Annotated in this window: 20 protein-coding genes and 1 tRNA gene; 13 read left to right on the forward strand and 8 right to left on the reverse strand. The window is 37.7% G+C overall.

Annotation, left to right across the window (positions count from 1 at the left end; translation table 11 throughout):
• From RE431_RS01130 to RE431_RS01155, 6 genes are all read left to right on the forward strand, one after another.
• Positions 1-909: a carbohydrate kinase family protein gene (locus RE431_RS01130; RefSeq protein ID WP_309560122.1), complete on the forward strand. Its 909-nt coding sequence runs from the start codon at positions 1-3 to the stop codon at positions 907-909.
• A 112-nt stretch (positions 910-1,021) separates the two neighbouring features.
• Complete coding sequence (locus RE431_RS01135) at positions 1,022-2,245, forward strand: outer membrane beta-barrel protein (protein WP_309560123.1); 1,224 nt, start codon at positions 1,022-1,024, stop codon at positions 2,243-2,245.
• Between the two features lie 35 nt (positions 2,246-2,280).
• Positions 2,281-2,442 (forward strand): hypothetical protein, encoded by a 162-nt coding sequence (locus tag RE431_RS01140; protein WP_309560124.1) that lies wholly within the window; start codon positions 2,281-2,283, stop codon positions 2,440-2,442.
• The gene (locus RE431_RS01145) at positions 2,443-2,940 is read left to right on the forward strand and encodes a hypothetical protein (RefSeq protein ID WP_309560125.1); all 498 of its coding nucleotides are present in this window, start codon (positions 2,443-2,445) and stop codon (positions 2,938-2,940) included. It begins immediately after the preceding gene.
• 50 nt (positions 2,941-2,990) lie between these two features.
• Positions 2,991-3,542 carry a DUF4256 domain-containing protein gene (locus RE431_RS01150; RefSeq protein WP_309560126.1) on the forward strand — a complete coding sequence of 184 codons (552 nt, stop codon included), beginning with the start codon at positions 2,991-2,993 and terminating at the stop codon, positions 3,540-3,542.
• Between the two features lie 70 nt (positions 3,543-3,612).
• Complete coding sequence (locus RE431_RS01155; RefSeq protein WP_309560127.1) at positions 3,613-3,945, forward strand: nuclear transport factor 2 family protein; 333 nt, start codon at positions 3,613-3,615, stop codon at positions 3,943-3,945.
• A gap of 67 nt (positions 3,946-4,012) precedes the next feature.
• Here the strand turns inward: RE431_RS01155 and RE431_RS01160 are convergent, their stop codons facing one another.
• The gene (locus tag RE431_RS01160; RefSeq protein WP_309560128.1) at positions 4,013-5,422 is read right to left on the reverse strand and encodes a glycosyltransferase family 2 protein; all 1,410 of its coding nucleotides are present in this window, start codon (positions 5,420-5,422) and stop codon (positions 4,013-4,015) included.
• A gap of 199 nt (positions 5,423-5,621) precedes the next feature.
• Positions 5,622-6,143, reverse strand: a complete 522-nt coding sequence (locus tag RE431_RS01165) for a DUF4494 domain-containing protein (protein WP_309560129.1) — start codon at positions 6,141-6,143, stop codon at positions 5,622-5,624.
• 226 nt (positions 6,144-6,369) lie between these two features.
• On the opposite strand from RE431_RS01165, the gene RE431_RS01170 reads away from it, so the two are divergent.
• Positions 6,370-6,993, forward strand: a complete 624-nt coding sequence (locus RE431_RS01170; protein WP_309560130.1) for a CatA-like O-acetyltransferase — start codon at positions 6,370-6,372, stop codon at positions 6,991-6,993.
• Positions 6,994-7,213: 220 nt separating this feature from the next.
• Positions 7,214-7,399 (forward strand): hypothetical protein, encoded by a 186-nt coding sequence (locus RE431_RS01175; RefSeq protein ID WP_309560131.1) that lies wholly within the window; start codon positions 7,214-7,216, stop codon positions 7,397-7,399.
• 79 nt (positions 7,400-7,478) lie between these two features.
• On the opposite strand, the gene RE431_RS01180 is transcribed toward RE431_RS01175, so the two are convergent.
• The 3 genes from RE431_RS01180 to RE431_RS01190 form a co-directional block, all read right to left on the reverse strand.
• The gene (locus tag RE431_RS01180) at positions 7,479-9,959 is read right to left on the reverse strand and encodes a family 16 glycosylhydrolase (RefSeq protein WP_309560132.1); all 2,481 of its coding nucleotides are present in this window, start codon (positions 9,957-9,959) and stop codon (positions 7,479-7,481) included.
• A 232-nt stretch (positions 9,960-10,191) separates the two neighbouring features.
• A complete protein-coding gene (locus RE431_RS01185; RefSeq protein ID WP_309560133.1) occupies positions 10,192-11,964 on the reverse strand; it encodes an adenylate/guanylate cyclase domain-containing protein in 1,773 nt (590 codons plus the stop codon).
• Positions 11,965-12,049: 85 nt separating this feature from the next.
• A complete protein-coding gene (locus RE431_RS01190) occupies positions 12,050-12,520 on the reverse strand; it encodes a hypothetical protein (protein ID WP_309560134.1) in 471 nt (156 codons plus the stop codon).
• Positions 12,521-12,715: 195 nt separating this feature from the next.
• On the opposite strand from RE431_RS01190, the gene RE431_RS01195 reads away from it, so the two are divergent.
• The 3 genes from RE431_RS01195 to RE431_RS01205 all read left to right on the forward strand — a co-directional run bounded on the left by RE431_RS01195 (position 12,716) and on the right by RE431_RS01205 (position 16,847).
• Positions 12,716-13,354, forward strand: coding sequence for a class I SAM-dependent methyltransferase (locus RE431_RS01195; protein ID WP_309560135.1), 639 nt, complete (start codon positions 12,716-12,718; stop codon positions 13,352-13,354).
• 120 nt (positions 13,355-13,474) lie between these two features.
• Entirely contained in the window at positions 13,475-14,584 is a 1,110-nt protein-coding gene (locus tag RE431_RS01200; RefSeq protein ID WP_309560136.1) for a Gfo/Idh/MocA family protein, read from the forward strand.
• 220 nt (positions 14,585-14,804) lie between these two features.
• Complete coding sequence (locus RE431_RS01205; protein WP_309560137.1) at positions 14,805-16,847, forward strand: ATP-binding protein; 2,043 nt, start codon at positions 14,805-14,807, stop codon at positions 16,845-16,847.
• A 49-nt stretch (positions 16,848-16,896) separates the two neighbouring features.
• On the opposite strand, the gene RE431_RS01210 is transcribed toward RE431_RS01205, so the two are convergent.
• Positions 16,897-16,978: transfer RNA gene (locus tag RE431_RS01210), tRNA-Leu, on the reverse strand.
• Positions 16,979-17,283: 305 nt separating this feature from the next.
• Between RE431_RS01210 and RE431_RS01215 the strand changes: the two genes are divergently transcribed.
• Positions 17,284-18,675 carry a dipeptidase gene (locus RE431_RS01215; protein WP_309560138.1) on the forward strand — a complete coding sequence of 464 codons (1,392 nt, stop codon included), beginning with the start codon at positions 17,284-17,286 and terminating at the stop codon, positions 18,673-18,675.
• A 127-nt stretch (positions 18,676-18,802) separates the two neighbouring features.
• Complete coding sequence (locus RE431_RS01220; protein WP_309560139.1) at positions 18,803-20,896, forward strand: dipeptidyl-peptidase 3 family protein; 2,094 nt, start codon at positions 18,803-18,805, stop codon at positions 20,894-20,896.
• A 162-nt stretch (positions 20,897-21,058) separates the two neighbouring features.
• Here the strand turns inward: RE431_RS01220 and RE431_RS01225 are convergent, their stop codons facing one another.
• Positions 21,059-21,277, reverse strand: coding sequence for a VF530 family protein (locus RE431_RS01225; RefSeq protein WP_309560140.1), 219 nt, complete (start codon positions 21,275-21,277; stop codon positions 21,059-21,061).
• A 1-nt stretch (position 21,278) separates the two neighbouring features.
• Positions 21,279-21,857 (reverse strand): PhnA domain-containing protein, encoded by a 579-nt coding sequence (locus RE431_RS01230; RefSeq protein ID WP_309560141.1) that lies wholly within the window; start codon positions 21,855-21,857, stop codon positions 21,279-21,281.
• Positions 21,858-21,876: the final 19 nt, after the last annotated feature.

Raw genomic sequence — 21,876 nt, forward strand, 5'->3', positions numbered from 1 at the left:
ATGAGTAAAAATATTAAGGCAGTTTGTTTTGGTGAGATCCTATATGACGTATTTCCAGATATGGAAAGAATAGGTGGCGCACCTTTAAACGTTGCGAGCAGGTTAAGCAGTTTTAGGATCGATACCGAAATGATAAGCAAAGTAGGTGTTGATGAAAAAGGAGATGAATTATTAAAATATCTCAATTCGCAAAATATTGAAACAGGAAATATCCTGAAAGATAAACAAAGATCTACGGGTGTAGTCAATGTAAAACTTTCTGCCAGTGGTTCTGCTACCTACAATATTGCCTATCCGTCTGCGTGGGATAAAATAGAATTGACCGATACAATGGTAAATTCGGTAAGAAATTCAGATGCCTTTATTTTTGGGAGCCTGGTTTGCCGAGATGAGGTAAGTAGAAATACCTTATTTAAGCTTATTCCGAAGGCAAAATTCAGAGTGCTTGATTTCAATCTGAGACCGCCACATTACAGTAAAGAGTTGCTGCTGGAACTAATGCAGCATGCAGATTTTTTGAAATTCAACGATGATGAACTTTTTGAGATCGCTGAATTATTAGGATCTGAGTACAATTCGCTTGAACAGAATCTTTTGTTCATCGCGGTAAAATCTAATGCGAAGCAGATCTGTGTAACTAAAGGGAGACATGGAGCAGTATTTCTGCACGATAAAAAGCTTTATTATAATTCCGGTTATAAGGTAAAAGTGAAGGATACTGTTGGCGCGGGAGATTCGTTTTTAGGAACATTGCTCGCCAAACTATTACAGGGAGAAGAACCGCAGCAAGCGCTGGATAAAGCATGTGCCATGGGTGCATTGGTTGCCGCAAAGGAAGGTGCAAATCCAGAAATTTCTGAGACACTTTTAAATACTTTTATGAATCCGATGAGAGCTGCTAAAAAGTAAAATGTTTTCAATAAAATTTATAGCAAAGGGTTAGTATTGTTTATTCTATTATATTAGCCCTTTCCTATTTCAGGATACAGAAAACTACTATCAATTACAATCAAATCTTTACATGAAAAATTTATTATGCGTGCTCACGTTACTGTTGAGTTATGCTGCCTCTGCACAGGTCATTTTTGAAAGCGGATACATAATTAATAATTCGGGAGAGCGAAGGGAAGTTCAGATCAAGAATAAAGACTGGCGTAGCAATCCTACAGAATTCACCTATCGAAATGGCGAAAATTCAGAAGAGAAGATAATTGGAATCAAGAATGTAAAAGAGTTTGGAATCGATAATTATGCAAAGTTTATCCGTGCAAATGTCGATATCGATAGAAGTTCAGAGCGTTTAAGCGATCTTAAAAAGAATAATGCCCCGGTGATGAAGCAGGAAGAACTTTTTTTAAAGACTTTGATCGAAGGTGATGCAAATCTTTATCTATATAAAGATGGCGGATTGGATCGTTTTTTCTACAAATTACCAGACGAGGAGATCACTCAATTAGTATGGAAAAAGTACCTTACACCAGATGGAAATGTTGCAGAGAATAATCAATACAAACAGGATATTTGGAATAACCTGAGATGTGATGGAATTAGTATGTCTCAATTAGAAAATCTGGAATATGATCAACGAAGCCTTTATAATTTCTTTGAAAAGTACAATGAGTGCAAAAATGCTGATTATAAAGACTATCGTCCACAGGTAAAACGGGATCTGTTCAACCTGAATATACGACCGCGATTGAATAATTCCAGTCTTAGTATATCAAACCCTTCATCCAGCCTGAGGAGTACCGATTTTGACAATGAAACATCTTTTGGTATTGGTTTGGAGGCTGAACTTATTTTACCCTTTAACAAGAATAAATGGAGCGTTTTTGTTGAGCCAACCTATCAATCCTATTCAACTACTACAACTACGGAAGTGGAAACTGTTTCCGGAGGACAGTTAAACTCAGAAGTAGATTACAGTTCTATTGAATTACCAATAGGAGTTAGGCACTATTTCTTTTTGAATGAGAACTCGAAGATCTTTGCGAACATCGCTTATGTGATCGATTTTTCAAATGAATCTGAGATCAAGTTTACAAGGGCATTTAATGGAAGTAGTTTTGATGAACTTGAGATAGAGAGTGAGCCAAATTATGCCTTGGGTCTGGGATATAAACATAATGACAGATTTTCCATGGAATTACGATACCAGACGAGCCGGGAACTTCTAGGGCAGTTTACCCAGTGGAAATCTGAGTATAAAACTTTTTCTGTAATCCTGGGATACTCGTTCTTTTAAATTTGCTCAATCATTAGAACCTTAAATCTAAATTTATGAAACTAAAACCTACACGAAGAGACCTTAAATTCTTTATACTTGGAATCTTTGCAGCATTCGTTTTTGCAACAATTTACGACTGGGAGGAGAATGTAGCATCGTTTAAAAAGGGCTATAATGAAAGCAGAGCAGATGTAAATTCATTTTCAAAAGAATAGATGAACCGTATAACAAGAATAGTACTTTCAATTCTTCTTATTAATTCGCTGTCCTCCTGTTTCAGCAATAGGATAGTGCATCAAAATGAACCTTTACAGCTTACTTCCAATGAAGTAAAATTTCAACTGGTTAGTGTTTCGCAGAACAACCAGTTAAATACCAGAGGAATGATCTTCAGCCAGACTGTAAGAGATGGAAAAACCGGTAAAATCGGTAAATTTTACATGGCTACTATAGAAATTCAGAATAACTCCAAACAACAGAAATCAATAGATCTTGGTGATATTCTTCTTTGTAATGCAGATAATTCCTGCCTCGAGCCTGTGAGGTATGATATGAAATCTGCCATAGATGCCAGGGCCAATCAAATTATGAAATTGAAACCAAACCAGGAAAAGGGTCGTAAAATTTACTTTGCTGGTTCAAAATCATTTGTTCCCGAAACTATAATGTTGAAAGACACCGGAGAATTCATTAAATTCAGCTATAAAAAATAATAGACTTCTGGAAAATTTTAATTCAGGAAAGTCTCATAGATCTGATATTAATGGAATTGTCTACGGTAGAAAGGGAAGAAATTAAAAACATTTTGAGAGAGAGGTTTGAAGCGAACATGCACCGGCATAAAAATCTTTCATGGAAGACTATCGAATCCAGACTAAATGAGGATCCTGATAAATTAAACACGCTTTTTCAAATGGAAGAGACTGGTGGTGAACCGGATGTTGTAGGTTTTGCATTAGACGGTGAAAACATCAGTTTTGTTGATTGTTCTGCTGAAAGTCCGAAATCACGCAGAAGTTATTGTTATGACCATGCGGCGTTGGAATCAAGAAAAAAACATAAGCCTGTAAATAGTGCATTGACCGTTGCAAATGAAATGGGAGTGGAGTTATTAGATGAGATTCAATATCGACAGCTTCAGGAACTGGGAAATTTTGATAGTAAAACTTCTAGCTGGTTAAAGACCCCTAATGAAATTCGTGAATTAGGAGGAGCATTATTCGGAGATTTTAGATATAACCATGTTTTTATCTATCATAATGGAGCTGAATCTTATTATGCCGCAAGAGGTTTCAGAGGCATTCTAGTTTTATAATAAATTATCAAATTAGAAAGCTAAGAGTCGTCTTAAAGAAAACAAGGAAACTGCTGTTGATTTTTACCGAATGGCTTATTTAGGCAATCCAGAAAGGGCTGTAGAATTTTATGTTGGCCAGGAATACATTCAACATAATCCAGATGTAAAGGATGGGAAACAGGGATTTATCGACTATTTTAATAGGATGCAGGATGAATATCCTGAGAAATTAATTGAATTTGTGAGATGTATAGCTGAAGGAAATCTGGTCTCCTTGCATACGTATCAAACCTGGCCAGGAAATGATGAATATATCACGATGGATTTTTTCCGTTTTGATGAGAAAGGAAAGATCTGTGAGCATTCGGATGCTATTCAGCAGATCCCGGACAAATCTCAACATAACAATAAAATGTATTAAAGTATAAAATAAAAAAGCCGCCCAATATTGATATCGATAGGCGGCTTTCAATTTTTATTAGTTCAAATTATCTCTTCTGACTCAATTCTCTGGTCAACCAGCCGCTCTTACTAGCAGTAGCGATCGCGTAAGGTGTGATCCAGAATAACCCGAATGTATATAGAATGCTGTAAGAATACGCCCAGAACGATTCTGTTGACTTATATCTTTTAGCGTAGAAGAGTGCCGGGAAACTTGATAAGATAAAAATGCTTAATAGCGTTGAGCTCAAAAACAGTACAGGATGTGAGGCTACAAAAAAGAACATTAAGAATATAAGCGGGTAGCTCATGATGATCTTCAAGAACTGGTTGATAAACAGTAATCTTGAACCAATTTTTGAACCTTCTCTAAAATTTGTAAATACATATTTAGACATCGCAATGTTTTCTCTCACATTACTTCGCCCCCATCTAATGAACATCTTGTACAGTCCACTATACCTTTCCGGAACATTGGTGTAAGCATAAGCGTTTCTCTGGAATAGCACATGATTACCACGTTTAAGTATCATATTGGTCATGGCTCTGTCTTCCCCGATATCTGAAGCCTGACCCATGAAAGTCTGGTTGATCCATTCCGGAAGACATTCAAAAACTGCTGAACTTCGATAAGCAGCTAATGCACCAGGAGTACAAAGAACAGATTCCAGGGTGCTTTCAGCAGAACGCATAAACTCAAAACTAAGAACGAAGTTTACGTTCAGCATCTTTGGTAGAAGCGCCTTTTGATTGTTCAGGACTCTAATGTTACCAGCCACGGCACCACATTTTTCATTCACTACAAATGGACTCACGAGGTTACGCAATGTATCTTCGTTAACAACAGAATCACTATCCACGGTTACGAATACCTCTCCAGTTCCAAGATTGAAACCTCGGTACAGTGCATGCCTTTTTCCTTTGTTTTCTGGTTGCTGATAGATCGCTACACGGTCACCAAGCACCTTTTTTGCTTCCTGCATCCAATGCCAGGTATCATCCTTACTTCCGTCATCAATAGCGAGTAACTGCAATTTCTCTTCCGGGAAATCACTTTTTGCCAGACTCATTAAGGTCGCGTAAACCTGCCTTCCTTCGTTATATGCGGGAACTATTACCGTCGTGGTTGGTAATGCCTCGTTGCTAACAGATTTGATAGGTTTATATCTGAAATACAGGTAAAGGTTATAGATAAAAAATGCCGCCCGATATAGGAATAATACTCCGGCGATAATTGAAAAAATGAATCCCCATGTGGTATTCATTTTTTCCATGTTATATGCTGTAAAATCACTTTGAAGATTAAAAACCAGGAATGCCGCCCCGATCATCAAAATAAATGTGCTGAAAAGAACAACTATTCCCCAGATGTTCCTCGGCTTTTTTCCGTCTTGAATACTTTCTGCTTCATTCGATGCCGGAATATTGTGTGCTAAATTTTTATAGCTAGAATTCATATTGCCTGATGTATTAAATCATACTGATTTGCTCACTAGCAAGTCTTATGCCAGCGTTGTTTGAATTTGATTATAAGGTAATTGCGATTGGGTTTTCAATTCAGGCTGTGTAGTTTTTCGCCATAAAATCTGGTATTTAAAATTAATACCCATAAGTGTAGAAGTTGTTTCAGTATTATTGAAACAACCTCTTTTTTATCTAGATAACTTCATTTTCTTCCAGAACCTCTTCCTCTTTTTCTGGTTCAGAATCCTTAATAGTTGCAAATTTTTCTGCCTCCTCTTCGTCTCCTGTAAAATATGGAAAAACGTCTAAAATTGGTGATTCTGCAATTGCAGGTATAGAATAGTCGCCAGTAGTATTTTGCAATGCCTGCTCAGTGTTTTCATATGCTTCTTTCACATCATTGGCCTGAATAAGCATATAGATATTCGATTTCTTTTCTTTCCCGCTTTCATCATCATAAGAGATCAAAGAAACTTTCGATTTAAACCATCTGTCTGAATTTTCAAAAGGGTGTACTTCAGAAAAATTAGCAACTTTAATATTCGTGATCTTAAATTCTTCACTGGTGTAAGCAGCCATTTCTTCCGTAATTCTTGATTCGGCTTCTGTATAAGAAACTGCATCAAGAAGATAATTTTCAGTAGTTATTTTGCTTTCACCGGTTTCGTGTGTTTTTCTGTATTTAACTTTACACTCGTACCATATTACGCTCATATCTTCTTTTTTTTGGGAGGCCAAATATAGACCTTAAAGAAATTCGGGATCCTTCAGAAGAAAATAGATATTCACAATTTCGAAAGCTGTTAAAATAAAACTTTTTTCAACTGAATTTAATAAGATGAAAAATTTTGAATGTTTCTCAAATCGCTCAATTTTCTAAACAGAAATAAGTATTAAAATTTTAATTTTGCCTCTTTTTAAAAGCTGAAACCAAAGCGAAATGAAGACTGAACTTGATATCTCTACCTGGAATAGAAAAGAACACTTTAATTTTTTCACCCAATTTGAAGAGCCTTTCTTCGGTTTGACGGTAGATGTAGACTGTACTCTGGCTTATAAAAAATGTAAGAATGAGAATATTTCCTTCTTTTTATATTATCTCTACCTGGCTTCTAAAACCGTTAATTCTATTGAATCCTTTAGATATCGCATTGAAAATAATAAGGTTTTTATATATGATAAGATCAATGCATCTGCTACCATTAGCAGGGAAGATAAGACCTTTGGTTTCTCTAATATTGCTCATAATGATGATCTATCTAAATTCCTGGAAAATGCCGGGAAGGAAATCGAGCGAATTAGGTCTGGCAGCGGATTAATGCTTGACGAAGTGCGTTTGGATGAAGTTCACTATTCTGCGTTACCATGGGTGAAATTCACTTCGCTGTCTCATTCCAGAAGTTTCCAGAAAGGTGATTCCTGTCCAAAAATCTCTTTCGGAAAGATCACTACTGAAAATGGAAAAAAAATGATGCCAGTTTCCATTCACGTTCATCACGCTTTAATGGATGGCTATCATTTAGGACTTTTCGTGGAAAAATTTCAAAAGCTGCTTAATTCCTAGGAAGTAGAAAAACCAGCTTTAGTATGAGCTGTAATGAATGTAAAATCATGATCAGCTGATAATCAGCGCTTAAATTGTCGAAAAATGGCAAATTTCATGGTTGAAAGTAACCGGTATTTGAAATTATTGTTTATGTTTATGGTCCAAATCAGGTCTTAAACCTACGTCAATGCCAGCCCTACTAAGCATTTTGATTACAAAGACCTACAAATGAGTAATTATGAACAAAGTGCGAATCTTCGGGATCGGGGCTATTATTAGTGGAATTTTAATCGGTTATTTTTTTCCAAGAACAGATGTTCATATAGTTGCAGGAATGCTAGTTGGACTTGGGATTGGCTGGACTATTACCGGTAGATTAATGACACATCCTAGAACCAGAAGTTCAAGGTTAAGAGCGGAATAGCCAATTTTTAACCTTCTATTCGAATTAAAAAAGCATAGACCTTTCGATCTATGCTTCTCTACATTTATTTTAAAATCTTTTATTTCTTAACCAGTCTCACTGTCTTGGTCTCATTCTTCTCATTCTGGATCTTTACTATATAAACTCCTTGTGGAAAATCTGAAATATCCAGCTGTCCTGTTTCAGAAGTGATCCTTCTTTTTAGCATCATTCTACCACTCATATCATAAATGTTGATTTGATTGGCACTCTTAATATCTTCTAGTGAGAATCTAACAACATTTCGAGTTGGATTTGGAGATATCAAAAATTTAATTTCCGGTTCTTCAGTTAATTTATCGTTCTCATTCACTGAAATCGTTTTTAAAGTTGAGGCTTGTTTATTTGTATTGGTACAGGTTAGCGCATTTTCAGATGGAGCATAAGCAAGCGAAGTGCTTGTTACATCATCTACACATAGTTCCACTATAACTGTTCCTTTAGCACTGTTCTGAGTCTGCAAAGCGGCGTTACCCTGATTATCGGTCACAGCAGATACCTGCTCAGAAAAACTTCCTGAGAATGTAGCAGTAACGTTCGCGCCCTGAACTGGATTTCCAAGATCATCTATGATGCTAACCGTTGCCGTTCCAAATTTCGCTCCTTTTCCGGCACTAGCTGTTCCTGTGGTTATTGAAGCGACATGCATGGAAGTAGCACTGCCAGTTGAAATTCCTGTAACTGATACTATAGCTGAAGTAGCGGTAGCATTTTGATCGTCTGTAGCAATTGCTGTAATTTCTGAAGATCCCTGGGTTACCTGCCAGTCTACGGAATAAGGTGCAGATGTAGAGGTTCCTGCAGAAACTCCATCGATAAAAAATTCAACATTAGAAATCGTTCCGTCTGCATCTGAAGCATTTGCTGTAATACTAATGGTTTCACCTGTATTAAATTCAGCGCCATCAGTAGGATCTGTTATAGTAACTGTTGGATCCTGATTTGTACTTGTACCATTATCAACTTCATAACTATCCAGATTGTCATAATAATAGGTGTCTCCTGTGAAACTGTTTGAGTTGAAAAGCAGTATCATTTTAGAAACTCCGCTGTTTGAAGCTGCTGGATCTGGTCTGTCTAACAAGTCAAATTCTAGACGCTGCCAGTTGTTATTTTCGGTTATAGTTGCTACATATCTACTGTGACGTCCTGTTGGGAAATTCGAAGCTGTGGCTTCTGTAGTTTCAAGTTGTAAAATGATCTCAGTACCAATAGGCGCTGAAGTATAAACGTCTAGATAAAACTTTCTGTCTTTTTTAGTATATAAAGAAGCATCATTAAAATTTGAAACATTATAAACTACAAGGTCGTATTGTTCCTGGCTGTTTCTGTCATATTTACCGCTAAGTGAGCTCGAGTTAATACTGTTAGATCCTGGATTGGAAACTTCGGTCAGGGTTCCTGTAGCAGAATCAAAAGTTGCTGTAGCTGGCTCATCAAAGTTCTCAAAAGAAAATGACTTTACATATGGTGGTTCTACTTCAATTTGCATTCTTAGCGATCGAGATGCACATCCATCATCAAAACTGGCAGTTACTGTTCCGCTTTCAGATCCAAAATTAAAAGTAGCTGAATTTGTACCCTGTCCGCTTACAACTGTCGCACCATTTGGCACTGTCCAGTTTACATTCGTTCCAGAGTTTAAATTATCTAAAGTGTAAATAACTCCTTCTTCCTGATTTGAAACAACATTTTCTCCTTTTATTGAAGGTTTAAAACTGTCATAGACACGAACATAATCTACTTCCATGGTGGCAGGTAACATGCTGTCTGTCACCGGTCCTCCTAGATTACCACCAACGGCTACATTCAAAAGGAAATGAAAGTCCTTATCGAAGGGCCAGTTAGCAGGGTCAAGATCTTCTGGAGTTTTAGTGGAGAACAATATACCGTCCATATACCATCTTATCTCTCCAGGTTCCCACTCTATAGCGAATTCATGAAAGTCATTATAATAAACATCGTTGAGAAGGTTATAGGTATTCCCCTGCGATTGGTTATTTGGGTATAGATCACCGTAGTGTATATATCCAAGGATTTCATCTGGAGTGGAGGCCACATATTCCATGATGTCAATCTCCCCACTTTGAGGCCATGAGCCATAGGTTTCATTGGTAGATAGCATCCAGAAAGCCGGCCACAATCCGTCACCTTGTGGTAATTTAATAGACGCTTCAAATCTTCCATAGGTAAAATCACCTTTTCCTTTAGAATTGATTCTACCTGAGGTGTACTGGCTACCTCTGATTCTTTCTTTTCTTGCAGTAATTTTTAAAGTTCCATTGCTAACCTCTACATTATCCTGTTGGTAAGATTGTAATTCATTGTTTCCCCAGCCACAAATATTCTGGTCACAACCATCACCAATCTGATAATTCCATTTTGTAAGGTCTAATGAATTTCCGTCGAATTCATCCTGCCAGACAATATTTGGGCATTGTGCCGAAATATTCTGAATTCCGAAAATCATAAAAATGAAAAAGGCGTAATTTTTTAGCCTTTTTAATGTAGTATTCTTCATAATTGATAGGTTAAATTAATAGTTTCGCATAAAACTATAGTGAATGCTGTGGAGTCGCAAGAATACTACCTATACATGACCTCTACAAGGACCTAAAATCATCGATAATCGACAAGTTTTAACAGAATCGTGAAATTGATTCCCGAAAATTCAGGAATCTGAAATGATTGCGCAGGAAAATTATAAATTCTGTAAAGTGAGACTAAAAAAAGTGATTTGAAGGAGTTACGAATTAACCAACCATTTTATTTTCTTTCGCGATATTCACGTAATACATTTTTAGAATTCTGCCATTTTTCACCTCAACTTCCCCACGATACTCACACTCAAATTTATCCTTTATGAGCTCATAGGTGTTTTCTGAAATATTGATCCTGCCAATTTCTGAATGTGATTCCATCCTGGCAGCGATATTCACCGTGTCACCCCAGATATCATAAGCGAATTTCTTGGTGCCTACCACGCCGGCAACTACCGGGCCCGAGTTTAAACCTATACGCACATCAAAATCGGCATCGTCGTAAAGTGAGTTTTCCTTGGTGTCTTTTACAAATTGGGTCATTTCAAATGCAGCCATCAGAATTCTATATGCGTGATCTGGTGTCGGGAAGGGCAGTCCGCTTGCTGCCATGTAGCTATCTCCTATAGTTTTGATCTTTTCTATATCATATTTCTCCATGATCTTGTCGAATTTTGAGAAATAGTAATCAATGGTTTTAATAAGTCGTTCCGGTGGAAGCTTTTCTGCGATTAGTGTAAATCTTTTAAAGTCGGCGAAAAGAACGGTGACCGATTCAAATTTTTTGGCTCTTACCTTGCCATTTTTCTTCAGTTCTTTCGCGGTTTCTTCAGGTAAAATATTCAATAATAACAATTCTGACCTGTTCTTTTCTTTTTCAATAATAGCGCTTGTTCTTTTGATAAATCGATTCCTGCGATATAGTCCGAAAGCAAGGAGACATATCAGAAAAGAGGCGACAGCAATAGAGATTACCACCAATTGCTGGTTTTTCCGCTGTTCGTTTAAAAGATCTACTTCAGCCTGTTTCTGAGAAACTTCATAATCTGCCCTCAAACCCGCCATATTTTGCGCAGTAGAAACATTGATAACACTATCCTTATAGACTATATATTCCTTGTAAGATCTGTAAGCTTCCGGGAAATTACCTGTCTTTTCGTAGATTTCTGACAGTTTCAGGTTGGCTGCGATCACTTCATTCTTATAGCCGTAAGTTTTAGCGAGATCCCGGCTGAGTATCGCAAACTCCGCTGCAATAGAATCCTGATCTTTTTCAGTATAGATCTCAGACATACCGGTTAGAAACTCAGAAATTGGAGAGTAGTCTTCTTCCCTTTCCAGGATCTGAATTGCCTTCTGAATATTTGCTTCAGCTTTTTCATTTTCACCCTGCTTTGCATAGATCAAACCTAAAGTCCCCGTGCAATATGCCGCACCGATCTTAAAACCTTGATCCAGAAAGATGGTTTCAGCCTCCCTAATATATTCCAGGGCTTTGTCCAGATGATTAGATTTAAGATAACCGTCTCCCGCGTTGAATAGTGCAGAGCCCAGTGGAATTGAATCATTGGCCTTCCGGAAAAATTGTATGGCCTCATCGTAGTAAGTTACTGAACGTGCGTAATTCTTGGTTAGTGAGTAGACATCGGCAATGGTGAGTTTTATAATTCCAGACTCTTCATCTGTGGAGGCAAGTTTGGCTGCCTGGAAATAACTGTCCAGTGCATTGCTGTAGTCTCCTTTAGACTGAAAAGCGTTTCCTTGCTGTAATAAACCGGAATAGATATATCTTGTACTGTCTACCTTCTTCGCAGCTTTAATAAGCACCCGGGAATATTTTAATTTTTTTGCCGGCTCAATGTAATTTTCAGCTAATTGTTTTAGAAAGCTAAGATCTGCTCTAATATTGTTCCCGCCTTTTTCATACAAGATCTCGAGACTGTCTGCAATAGCCTGTTCCTGGCAATAGCTATTTGAATAGAACATGGAAAGGCATAACAGCAGGATACATGAGATTCTGCAGCTGTGAAAAGTTATATGCCCTCCAGGCCTTTTAATCATACACGGTAATTTATTCTGAAAGAATTAGTTTTAATTTCGGATCTATGAAATATTCGGTCCAGGTTTGCGAGCCTCGTTTACGAACTTCAAATTTTAAGGTATACTTTTCGATATCTCCCGGGTTCCCGGCCTGAACTTTACCTACAACTACACCAGTGTCATTCTGTTCAGCTATTCTTGAGGTGCCAAGTAATTTCACACCATCATCATGGCGAAATAATTTAATTCTAACCAGCCCTCCACTGGATTGAGTTGCGCGTCCCTGCCAGATAATTACATCTCCCATTTCAACTTCAAGCGTAAAATCTCTATTTTTAGTTTCTGAAGGCTGCCCGAAGGTGGCCATTTCATCAATATTGTTTTCATTGATGTTTTCAGTGTCAACTTCAAGAGTGATCATTGGGTTGTTCTGCGAATAAATTGATGTGTTGATGGAAAATAGACTGATGAAGAATACAAGAATGGTAATTTTTGCTTTCATGACATTGTTTTTGGTTGGTAAAATGTAGGAGAGCGTTCCGGGTATTCTGCTGTAAACCAGTAAAATAAAATGGGGGAAATCTAATTTAGTCTTTTTTTCGGATTTAATTGTAAATCCTTTTATGAACTACGTATAAAGGTATAAAATATTATTAAAACACTGAAAATCAAATAAATGAGTGTTTTTGTTAAGTGAATGAAAAGTAAGGATAACATAAAAGCAATTTTCGAAAAATACGCCAAGGCGTATCAGGATAAATACATGTCAGTTACCATGTATTCCAGATCTTTAAATACATTGCTAGACGAGTTAGGTACTGAAAATATAGACATTCTTGATGTAGCCTGCGGACCGGGAAATATTAGCAGATATCTTTTAGACCGAAGACCGGATCTTCAAATTCTGGGAATTGACATTTCGGAAAAAATGATAGCGCTGGCAAAAAAGAATAATCCGGAAGCTCACTTTAGGGTGCTGGATTGTACAGATATTTCTGAAATTGATAAAAATTTTGATGCTATCGTCGCGGGATTTTGTTTGCCTTATCTTTCAAAAAACGAGGTTGAATTGTTTTTGAAGGAAGCAAGTAACATTTTAAAATCAAAATCATATTTGTATTTAAGCCTGATGGAAGATGAATATGATAAGTCTGGCAACATGAGTTCATCAAATAATACGGGTGAGCAATTACCAACATATTTTTATCAGGAAAAGGATCTGCGTGTGATCGCCAGCCAGTGTAATCTGGAAATAATCTTTACAGAAAGATTGGAAAATAGGAATAACAAAGAAGGGGTGAAGGACCTTGTTCTCATCGCTCAAAAATTGAAGTAGTATCTCATGATTAAAAAACTATTTACAGTTCTTTTCCTGTTAATTGGATTTATAAGTATCTCCCAGAATTCAGGAAAATCTTAATTAATACAGAACGAGTTGAACATTTAAAATAAAAATATGAAGTCCAGATTACTATTATTCCTTTTAATTGCTATGAATGTATTTTCAAATATATATGCTCAAACCGAAACCGATCCTCTTAAGCTGGGTGTTATTGGCCTAACCCATACCCATGTTCACTGGATCTTAGGTCGTGAGGAAATTGGAGATGTCGAGATTGTTGGAATTGTAGAACCTGATAATGAATTAGCGGAAAGATATGCTAAACAACATGGTTTTTCGATGGATCTCGTCTACCCAACAATGGAAAAACTGATGGAAAATTCAAAACCTGAAGCGGTTGCCGCTTTTGGAAGTATTTATGAGCATTTAGAAGTGGTGGAATTCTTTGCCCCCCGAGGCATTCATGTAATGGTGGAAAAACCTCTGGCGGTGAGTTTGGAACATGCCAGTAAAATGAAGTCCCTGGCAGAAGAAAATAACATTCATCTATTCACTAATTATGAAACAACCTGGTATCCCACGAACCATGAGGCTTATATAATGCTAAAGGAAGACAGGGTTGGCGAATTAAGAAAGGTCATAGTTCGTGATGGACATAAAGGGCCAAAGAAATTGGGAATTAACGAGGAGTTTCTAAATTGGTTGCTTGATCCTAAGCAGAACGGAGCAGGTGCTTTAATGGATTTTGGCTGTTATGGTGCCAATTTGATGACCTGGCTGAAAAATGGAGAAAAGCCAAACACGGTCACTGCAGTAACTCAGCAACTTCAGAAAGAGAACAATCCAAATGTAGATGATGAGGCCAATATTATTCTTACCTATGATGATTCTAATGCTTTGATCGAAGCATCCTGGAATTGGCCAATCGGAAGAAAGGATATGGAGATCTACGGACTTACAGGTGTAATCTATGCCGATAATAGAAATGATCTTAGACTAAGAATCGCGGAAGGTTATGATGGTTTTCAGGAAGAGAGTTTCAAACTGGAAGAAAGAGAATATCCATATAACGATCCTTTTTCTCTCTTCAGGGCAGTTATTAGAAACGAAATCAAGCTGGATAAATTTGCTTTAAGTACTCTAGAGAATAATATGATCGTAATGCAAATTCTCGATGCTGCTTTAAGAAGCTCCAAAACGGGTAAAACCATCAGTTTAGAGTAAAGCAATTCTCATGGTATCAATTAGAACATTGAATCACTCAATCTTAAAAACTAAATCAAACATCAGTTTAAATTCTGAAGATGATCTGTTCAATAACCCCATAATTACGAATATCTAAAACCCTACCTTTTAATTATTTATATTTGATAGGTAGTTTTTTCCATCCCTGGAGAATTACTGTTATCCCGAAATAATCAAGATTGCTATTATTTTCTATTAAATGAAAAAATACTTAATTCTACTTGTTTGCATCTTTTGCCTGTTTGGCTTGAGTAGCTTACAGGCACAGCAAAATGGACGCAAAAAGCAAGAGCTAAGAGTGGGTATTTATGAAAATCCGCCAAAGATCTTCACTAATGAGAAGGGCGATGCTGATGGGATCTTCGTGGATATTATCAATTATATAGCCGAAAAGGAACATTTAAAGGTACGGTATATTCATAAAGATTGGGCAGATCTTCTGACTGCAGCCAGTAATGGGGAAATAGATATTGTTCCAGATGTGGCATATTCTAAATCCAGGGATTCTATTTTCAAATTTAATTCTGTTCCTGTGATCTCATCCTGGCTGGAGATTTACACAACGCCGAATAATAAGATTGGGGAAGTATTAGAATTGGAAGGTAAACGAATCGGAGTTCTGGAAGGTTCCGTTCAGGAGGAATATCTAAGGGATGATTTAAAGGACGAACTCGATATTGATTATGAAATATTAACTTTTTCTACCTATCCTGAAAGTATTGCTTCTCTGGAAAATTCTGAAATTGATGTGTTGCTAGCAACTCGGTTCTTTTATTTTTCAGAGTTATATGATGAGAAAAGTATAGTGGCAACCGGTATTATGCTTAGGCCAGGAAATCTTTATCTGGCCTTTTCTAAAAATGTAGACTCCAATCTCATTGTTTTATTTGATAAAAATCTCTCTCAACTTAAGAACGACTCTAATTCTGAATATTACAAGATCATTCATGACTGGTTCAATAGAGATGTAAGCAGTCCTTTTCCTGTCTATCTGAAATATATCATTCTCGGATTGCTGTTAATCTTGATTTTAGCGACCGTTTTTACTTTTCTGCTTCGTCGTGAGGTTAGGGAGAAAACAAAGGCTCTGGAGCAGCGTAATGCCGAATTGCTGAAAGCAAAAGAAAAAGCAGAAGAAAGCGAACGCCTTAAAACTGCATTTTTACAGAATATGTCTCATGAGATCCGCACACCAATGAATGGAATTCTTGGCTTCATGAGATTAATGCGATCTGAAAATCTGGATAAGGATGCTCAGAAGAAATATATAGACATCGTTTCCAAAAGTGGAAAACGACTTCTAACCACGATCAATAATATATTGGAATTTTCGAAGATCAGGTCAAAAATTGTTGAGGTCAGGATTAGGTTGGTGAATGTTGAGGAAGTCATGAATTACCACTTGCAGTTCTTTCAAACTCTGGCCAGGGAAAAAGATGTTGAATTTAGTATCAAAGAGCAGATTACAGGTGCAGAGGCGTTGATTGAGTCAGATAGAAATATTCTGGACGGAATTCTCACTAATCTTATTAGTAATGCTATAAAGTTCTGTAAGGCTGGTGAAGTGAGTTTCGGAAATTATCAAGAGAACGACATGCTTGTTTTCTACGTTCAGGATACTGGTGAGGGAATATCTGAAGAACGAATCAAAGCTATCTTCAATCCATTTGTACAGGGAGATCAGGAATTAAGCAGGGCATATGAAGGCTCCGGACTGGGCTTGTCAATCGTAAAAGAATATATTGATTTGATCCAGGGTGATATCTGGGTGGAATCTGAAGTTGGCGAAGGAAGTACTTTTTACTTTTCAATTCCATATAAAAGGATGAAAAGAAAGAAAGTTGTGGAAGAAGTACAATTGCCGGAAAGGCTTATGAATAGAAATATTCTGGTAGCTGAAGATGATAATATTAGCTACCTGCTTATTTCCAAATATCTGAAAAAATCTGGTTTGAATAGTATTCGTGCAAAAGATGGGGAAGAAGCGGTTGAAATTGCCAGGAATAATCCGAATATAGATCTGATTCTAATGGATATTAAAATGCCAAAAATTAGTGGGCTGGATGCCACTAAAAATATCAGGGAATTTGATAAAGTGATCCCAATCATTGCGCAGACTGCTTTTTCAAAAGACGGTTACAGGGATATTGCAATAAATATGGGGTGTAATGATTATATCAATAAACATATAGAGGAGGTAAGACTGCTGAAGGTTTTAAAGAAATATCTAACGGAATTATAAGAAAGTACAGAAAATAAAAAAGCCGACTAAGAATAGTCGGCTTTTTTCGTGCGGGCGAAAGGACTCGAACCTTCACACCTCGCGGCACTAGATCCTAAGTCTAGCGTGTCTACCAATTCCACCACGCCCGCATTTAAAGTTTCACAACACTTAGGACTCGTTGTGATTCCCTGCTTAATTACTTAAGCGGGTGCAAATATAATTATAGTTTTTAAATTTCAAATAGTGTTCGAAGAAAATATTGAAAAAAATTTCGCGAAAAAATCAGCCTTTAAAAATCGCTGTTTTCAACGTTCTGATTTTCAGATTCTCCTGAATTCATAATTTTTTTAGAAATAACAAAAAATTTTAGCGCACACTTAAGAAAGAGCCGGGAATTCGATTATAGTTTTCCAAAGAGAACTTAGTAACTTTACGCAAATTCGAAATTAAATTCATGGATTCAATAAAAGAATACTTAGATAAGAATAAAGACAGGTTTTTGGATGAGCTGGTGGATCTTCTAAAAATTCCTTCCATTTCGGCCGATCCTGCTTATAAAGGCGATATGCTGAAAGCTGCAGATGCGGTTAAAGCAAGGTTGCTGGAAGCTGGCTGTGATAATGCAGAGGTTTCTCCAACTCCGGGGCATCCTGTAGTATATGCTGAAAAGATCATAGATAAGAATTTACCAACGGTACTGGTTTATGGGCATTATGATGTTCAGCCGCCAGATCCATTAGATCTTTGGGATTCGCCACCATTTGAACCTGTGATCAAGGAAACCAAAATCCATCCTGAAGGAGCAATTTTTGCTCGAGGTTCTTGTGACGATAAAGGGCAGATGTATATGCACGTGAAAGCGATGGAATACATGACCCAGAATGATGAGCTGCCATGTAATGTCAAGTTCATGATAGAAGGTGAAGAAGAAGTTGGGAGTGAGCACCTTGACTGGTGGATCAAGGAGAATAAGGAAAAACTTCAGAATGACGTGATCCTTATTTCAGATACCGGAATGATTTCCAAAGATACTCCGTCTATTACCACGGGTCTTCGCGGACTATCGTACGTGGAAGTTGAAGTGACCGGCGCAAATAGGGACCTGCATTCAGGTTTATATGGTGGCGCGGTAGCGAATCCATTGAATATTTTGAGCCAGATGATCGCTCAGCTTACGGATGAGAATAATCATATCACCATTCCAGGTTTTTATGACAATGTTGAAAATCTCAGCGACGAAGAAAGAGCTAAGATGGCAGAAGCACCTTTCAGTTTAGAAGAGTACAAGGAAAAACTGGATATCAAAGATGTTCATGGAGAGAAAGGATATTCAACTCTGGAAAGAGGTTCGATAAGACCAACACTGGATGTGAACGGAATGTGGGGAGGATATATCGGTGAAGGTGCTAAAACTGTGCTTCCTTCAAAAGCTTATGCTAAGATCTCGATGCGTTTGGTTCCAGACCAGGATTGGAAAGAGATCACCGAATTATTCAAAAAGCATTTTGAAAGTCTTGCTCCAGATTCTGTAAAAGTTGAGGTGAAGCCACACCATGGTGGATATCCATACGTAACTCCAATAGATACTATCGGTTATCAGGCGGCAAGCGCAGCTTATGAAGAAACTTTTGGTAAAACGCCAATTCCGCAAAGAAGTGGAGGAAGTATTCCAATTGTTTCCTTGTTTGAAAAAGAGTTGAAAAGTAAGATCATCTTAATGGGCTTTGGTCTCGATACCGATGCGATCCATTCGCCAAACGAACATTTTGGGATATGGAATTACCTCAAAGGAATTGAAACCATTCCGTGGTTTTACAAGCACTTTACAGAGATGAGCAAGAAATAGCTAAAAGATGTAGTGCTGAACTCGTTTCAGGAACTTTCCTAAATATGATCAGAAATCACGGGGAATCAGAATTATTCAATTTTGATTCCCCGTTTTTATATCTTAGCGCCTCAAATTTTTTAATAACATGAACAAAATATTAAGTACTTGTCTGTTAGCTACAGCCCTTTCTTTTGTTTCCTGTAATGAGGATAAAAAGGATGCTGATATGGCTCAGACCGAAAAAACTTCACAGGAAGATTTCAATTTTAAAGCTGATGAATTTGCAGATCTTAAGATCCTGCGTTACCAGATCCCGGGATGGGAAAACTTAAGCTTGAAAGAGCAAAAACTGGTTTATTACCTTACTCAGGCTGGACTTTCAGGACGTGATATTATCTGGGATCAGAACTATCGTCATAATCTAAAAATTCGTGAAGCTTTAGAGAATATCTATGCGAATTACGAAGGAGATAAATCTTCTGAAGATTGGACCGCTTTTGAAACTTATCTTAAAAGGGTTTGGTTCAGTAACGGGATTCACCACCATTATTCGAATGCTAAGTTGAAGCCTGAATTCAGCAAGGAATATTTCGATACTTTATTGAAAGAAACCAATACAGATCTTACCGGCGAAGCTTATGAAGTGATCTTTAATGATAAGGATGCTAAAAAAGTAAACCTAAATGAAGCTGACGGATTGATCGAAGGATCTGCGGTGAACATGTATGGAGAAGGAGTGACTGCTGCTGAGGTAGATGCATTTTATGCCAACAAAAAATCTCCAAATGCTGAAAAGCCTCTTGCTTACGGGATCAACACCAAGCTGGTTAAAGAGAATGGAAAGCTTGTAGAGAAAGTTTACAAAAGTGGCGGACTTTACGGTGATGCTATCGATGAGATCGTAAAATGGCTGGAGAAAGCAAAAGGTGTAGCTGAAAATGAGAAGCAAGCCAATGCATTAGGTCTTTTAATTGAATATTATAACACGGGAGATCTTCAAACCTGGGACGATTATAACGTTGCATGGGTAGAAGCTACGGAAGGGAATATCGATTATATCAACTCTTTTATCGAGGTTTATAACGATCCTAAAGGATATACAGGTTCTTACGAAAGCATTATCCAGATCAAGGATTTTGATATGTCTGAAAAGATGAGCGTGGTAGAAAAGAACGTACAGTGGTTCGAGGATAACTCTCCTATCATGGACGAGCACAAAAAAGATTCTGTAGTTGGAGTTACTTACAAAACGGTGATCGTTGCCGGTGAGGCTGGAGATGCTTCTCCAAGTACTCCAATCGGTGTGAATCTTCCAAACTCAAGCTGGATCAGAAAAGCCCACGGAAGTAAGTCTGTTTCTCTTGGAAACATTATCAACGCATACGAAAATGCAGGTGGATCTGACAGGTTGAAGGAATTTGCTCATGATGAGGAAGAAGTTGCCCTTTCAGAAAAATACGGAAAGCAGGCAGATAAACTTCATACAGCACTTCACGAAGTAGTAGGTCATGCTTCTGGTCAATTAAACCAGGGAGTTGGAACTACAAAGGAAACTTTGAAGAGTTATGCTTCTACACTAGAAGAAGGACGTGCAGATCTTGTAGGACTGTATTACCTGATGGATCCGAAACTTGAGGAGCTTGGACTAACCGATAATGCTGAAGAGCTTGGGAAAGCTGCTTACAACGATTACATCAGAAACGGAATGGTAACTCAGTTGGTGAGATTGGAGCTTGGAGACGATGTTGAAGAAGCTCACATGAGAAACCGCCAGTGGGTTAGCGCCTGGGTTTTTGAAAAAGGTCAGGAAGAAGGCGTGATCGAAAAGGTTGAAGAAGATGGTAAAACTTCATATGATATTAAAGATTACCAGAAACTTCGTGAACTATTCGGAGAACTTTTAAAAGAAACACAAAGAATTAAGTCTGAAGGAGACTACGAGGCTGCAAAGAATCATGTAGAAAACTACGGTGTGAAAGTAGATCAGAAACTTCATAAAGAAGTTCTTGATAGAAATGCTCAGTTCAAGTCGGCTCCTTATAGCGGATTTATTAATCCTGTGCTGGTTCCTGAAATGGATGAGAATGGAGAGATTACTGCGATCAAAGTTACTCAGCCGGAATCTTTCGAAAAGCAGATGATGGATTATGCTGAAAACTTTAGCTTTTTAACTGAAAAGAAGGAAGCTAAAAAGGACACTAAGAAAGAAGAAACTGCAGAGGCTGCAGCTGAAATGTAAATTTCCTTCTTTAGAAATTAAAAAAGCCTGGCAATTGCCGGGCTTTTTTGCTTTAAATCTTTTGAGAAGCTGAAATCGAAGATTCAACGAAGTTAAATAAGTTCAGCTTGACGGCTTGAAAGTTAATTTTTCATTATCCTGAACTTGTTTCAGGATCACTTCTTATTTAAAATTTGTCTTCAAATAAAGTCTTTCCACTTTTTCCCTGGCCCAAGGAGTTCTGCGCAAAAACTTCAAACTTGATTTTACTGAAGGATTGCTTGAAAAGCAATTAATGTCAATTCGATCTGCGAGCCCATCCCATCCATAATAATCATGAAGTTTTTCAACGATCGTGGCTAGCTTGACTCCGTGAAGTGGGTTATTAGGTTGACTTTGCAAACTATACTTTTTTGACAAATTTGGTAAGGATCACGATCTGCTGACCTTCCACTTTTCCTTCGATCTGTTCGGCATTATCGTGAACTAGCGAAACTCTTCGCACTGCAGTTCCACGTTTTGCGGTAAGACTGGAGCCCTTTACATTAAGATCTTTGGTTAATACAACGGTATCTCCGGCCTCAATAACAGCTCCATTACTGTCTTTATGAATTATGGAATTTTCAGCTTTCTCTTCCTGAACTCCTGATTTTGCCCAGGCTTTTACGTCGTCTTCCATATACATCATATCCAGAAGATCATTCGGCCAGCCTTCAGATCTAAGTCGGTTAAGCATTCTCCAGGCCATTACCTGAACCGCCGGGATGGTACTCCACATACTATCATTAAGGCAACGCCAGTGATTAGGCTGAACCTTTTCCGGATCTTCAATCTGTTCTTTACAGGTCTTGCATATCAGAATGCAGCTTTCAAGTCCTTCTTCCGGAGAATCTGGAAGCTCAAATACGCTAAGTTCGTCTTTATTTGCGCATAATTCGCAGGTGGAATCACTTCGTTGTATTAGGCTTTGTTCTATGGTCATGTTCACTGAATTTGGCTGC

Origin of the sequence: Christiangramia sediminicola, assembly GCF_031344135.1 — a bacterium.
Classification (GTDB): domain Bacteria; phylum Bacteroidota; class Bacteroidia; order Flavobacteriales; family Flavobacteriaceae; genus Christiangramia; species Christiangramia sediminicola.

Bases quoted from the DNA above. Each gene is read 5' to 3' on its own strand.
- RE431_RS01145 (WP_309560125.1), top strand. From the start codon at position 2,443: ATGAACCGTATAACAAGAATAGTACTTTCAATTCTTCTTATTAATTCG.
- RE431_RS01150 (WP_309560126.1), top strand. From the start codon at position 2,991: ATGGAATTGTCTACGGTAGAAAGGGAAGAAATTAAAAACATTTTGAGA.
- RE431_RS01180 (WP_309560132.1), bottom strand. From the start codon at position 9,959: ATGAAGAATACTACATTAAAAAGGCTAAAAAATTACGCCTTTTTCATT.
- RE431_RS01175 (WP_309560131.1), top strand. From the start codon at position 7,214: ATGAACAAAGTGCGAATCTTCGGGATCGGGGCTATTATTAGTGGAATT.
- RE431_RS01140 (WP_309560124.1), top strand. From the start codon at position 2,281: ATGAAACTAAAACCTACACGAAGAGACCTTAAATTCTTTATACTTGGA.
- RE431_RS01195 (WP_309560135.1), top strand. From the start codon at position 12,716: ATGAAAAGTAAGGATAACATAAAAGCAATTTTCGAAAAATACGCCAAG.
- RE431_RS01230 (WP_309560141.1), bottom strand. From the start codon at position 21,857: ATGACCATAGAACAAAGCCTAATACAACGAAGTGATTCCACCTGCGAA.
- RE431_RS01170 (WP_309560130.1), top strand. From the start codon at position 6,370: ATGAAGACTGAACTTGATATCTCTACCTGGAATAGAAAAGAACACTTT.
- RE431_RS01185 (WP_309560133.1), bottom strand. From the start codon at position 11,964: ATGTTCTATTCAAATAGCTATTGCCAGGAACAGGCTATTGCAGACAGT.
- RE431_RS01205 (WP_309560137.1), top strand. From the start codon at position 14,805: ATGAAAAAATACTTAATTCTACTTGTTTGCATCTTTTGCCTGTTTGGC.
- RE431_RS01165 (WP_309560129.1), bottom strand. From the start codon at position 6,143: ATGAGCGTAATATGGTACGAGTGTAAAGTTAAATACAGAAAAACACAC.
- RE431_RS01220 (WP_309560139.1), top strand. From the start codon at position 18,803: ATGAACAAAATATTAAGTACTTGTCTGTTAGCTACAGCCCTTTCTTTT.
- RE431_RS01190 (WP_309560134.1), bottom strand. From the start codon at position 12,520: ATGAAAGCAAAAATTACCATTCTTGTATTCTTCATCAGTCTATTTTCC.
- RE431_RS01155 (WP_309560127.1), top strand. From the start codon at position 3,613: ATGGCTTATTTAGGCAATCCAGAAAGGGCTGTAGAATTTTATGTTGGC.
- RE431_RS01160 (WP_309560128.1), bottom strand. From the start codon at position 5,422: ATGAATTCTAGCTATAAAAATTTAGCACACAATATTCCGGCATCGAAT.
- RE431_RS01215 (WP_309560138.1), top strand. From the start codon at position 17,284: ATGGATTCAATAAAAGAATACTTAGATAAGAATAAAGACAGGTTTTTG.
- RE431_RS01135 (WP_309560123.1), top strand. From the start codon at position 1,022: ATGAAAAATTTATTATGCGTGCTCACGTTACTGTTGAGTTATGCTGCC.
- RE431_RS01130 (WP_309560122.1), top strand. From the start codon at position 1: ATGAGTAAAAATATTAAGGCAGTTTGTTTTGGTGAGATCCTATATGAC.
- RE431_RS01200 (WP_309560136.1), top strand. From the start codon at position 13,475: ATGAAGTCCAGATTACTATTATTCCTTTTAATTGCTATGAATGTATTT.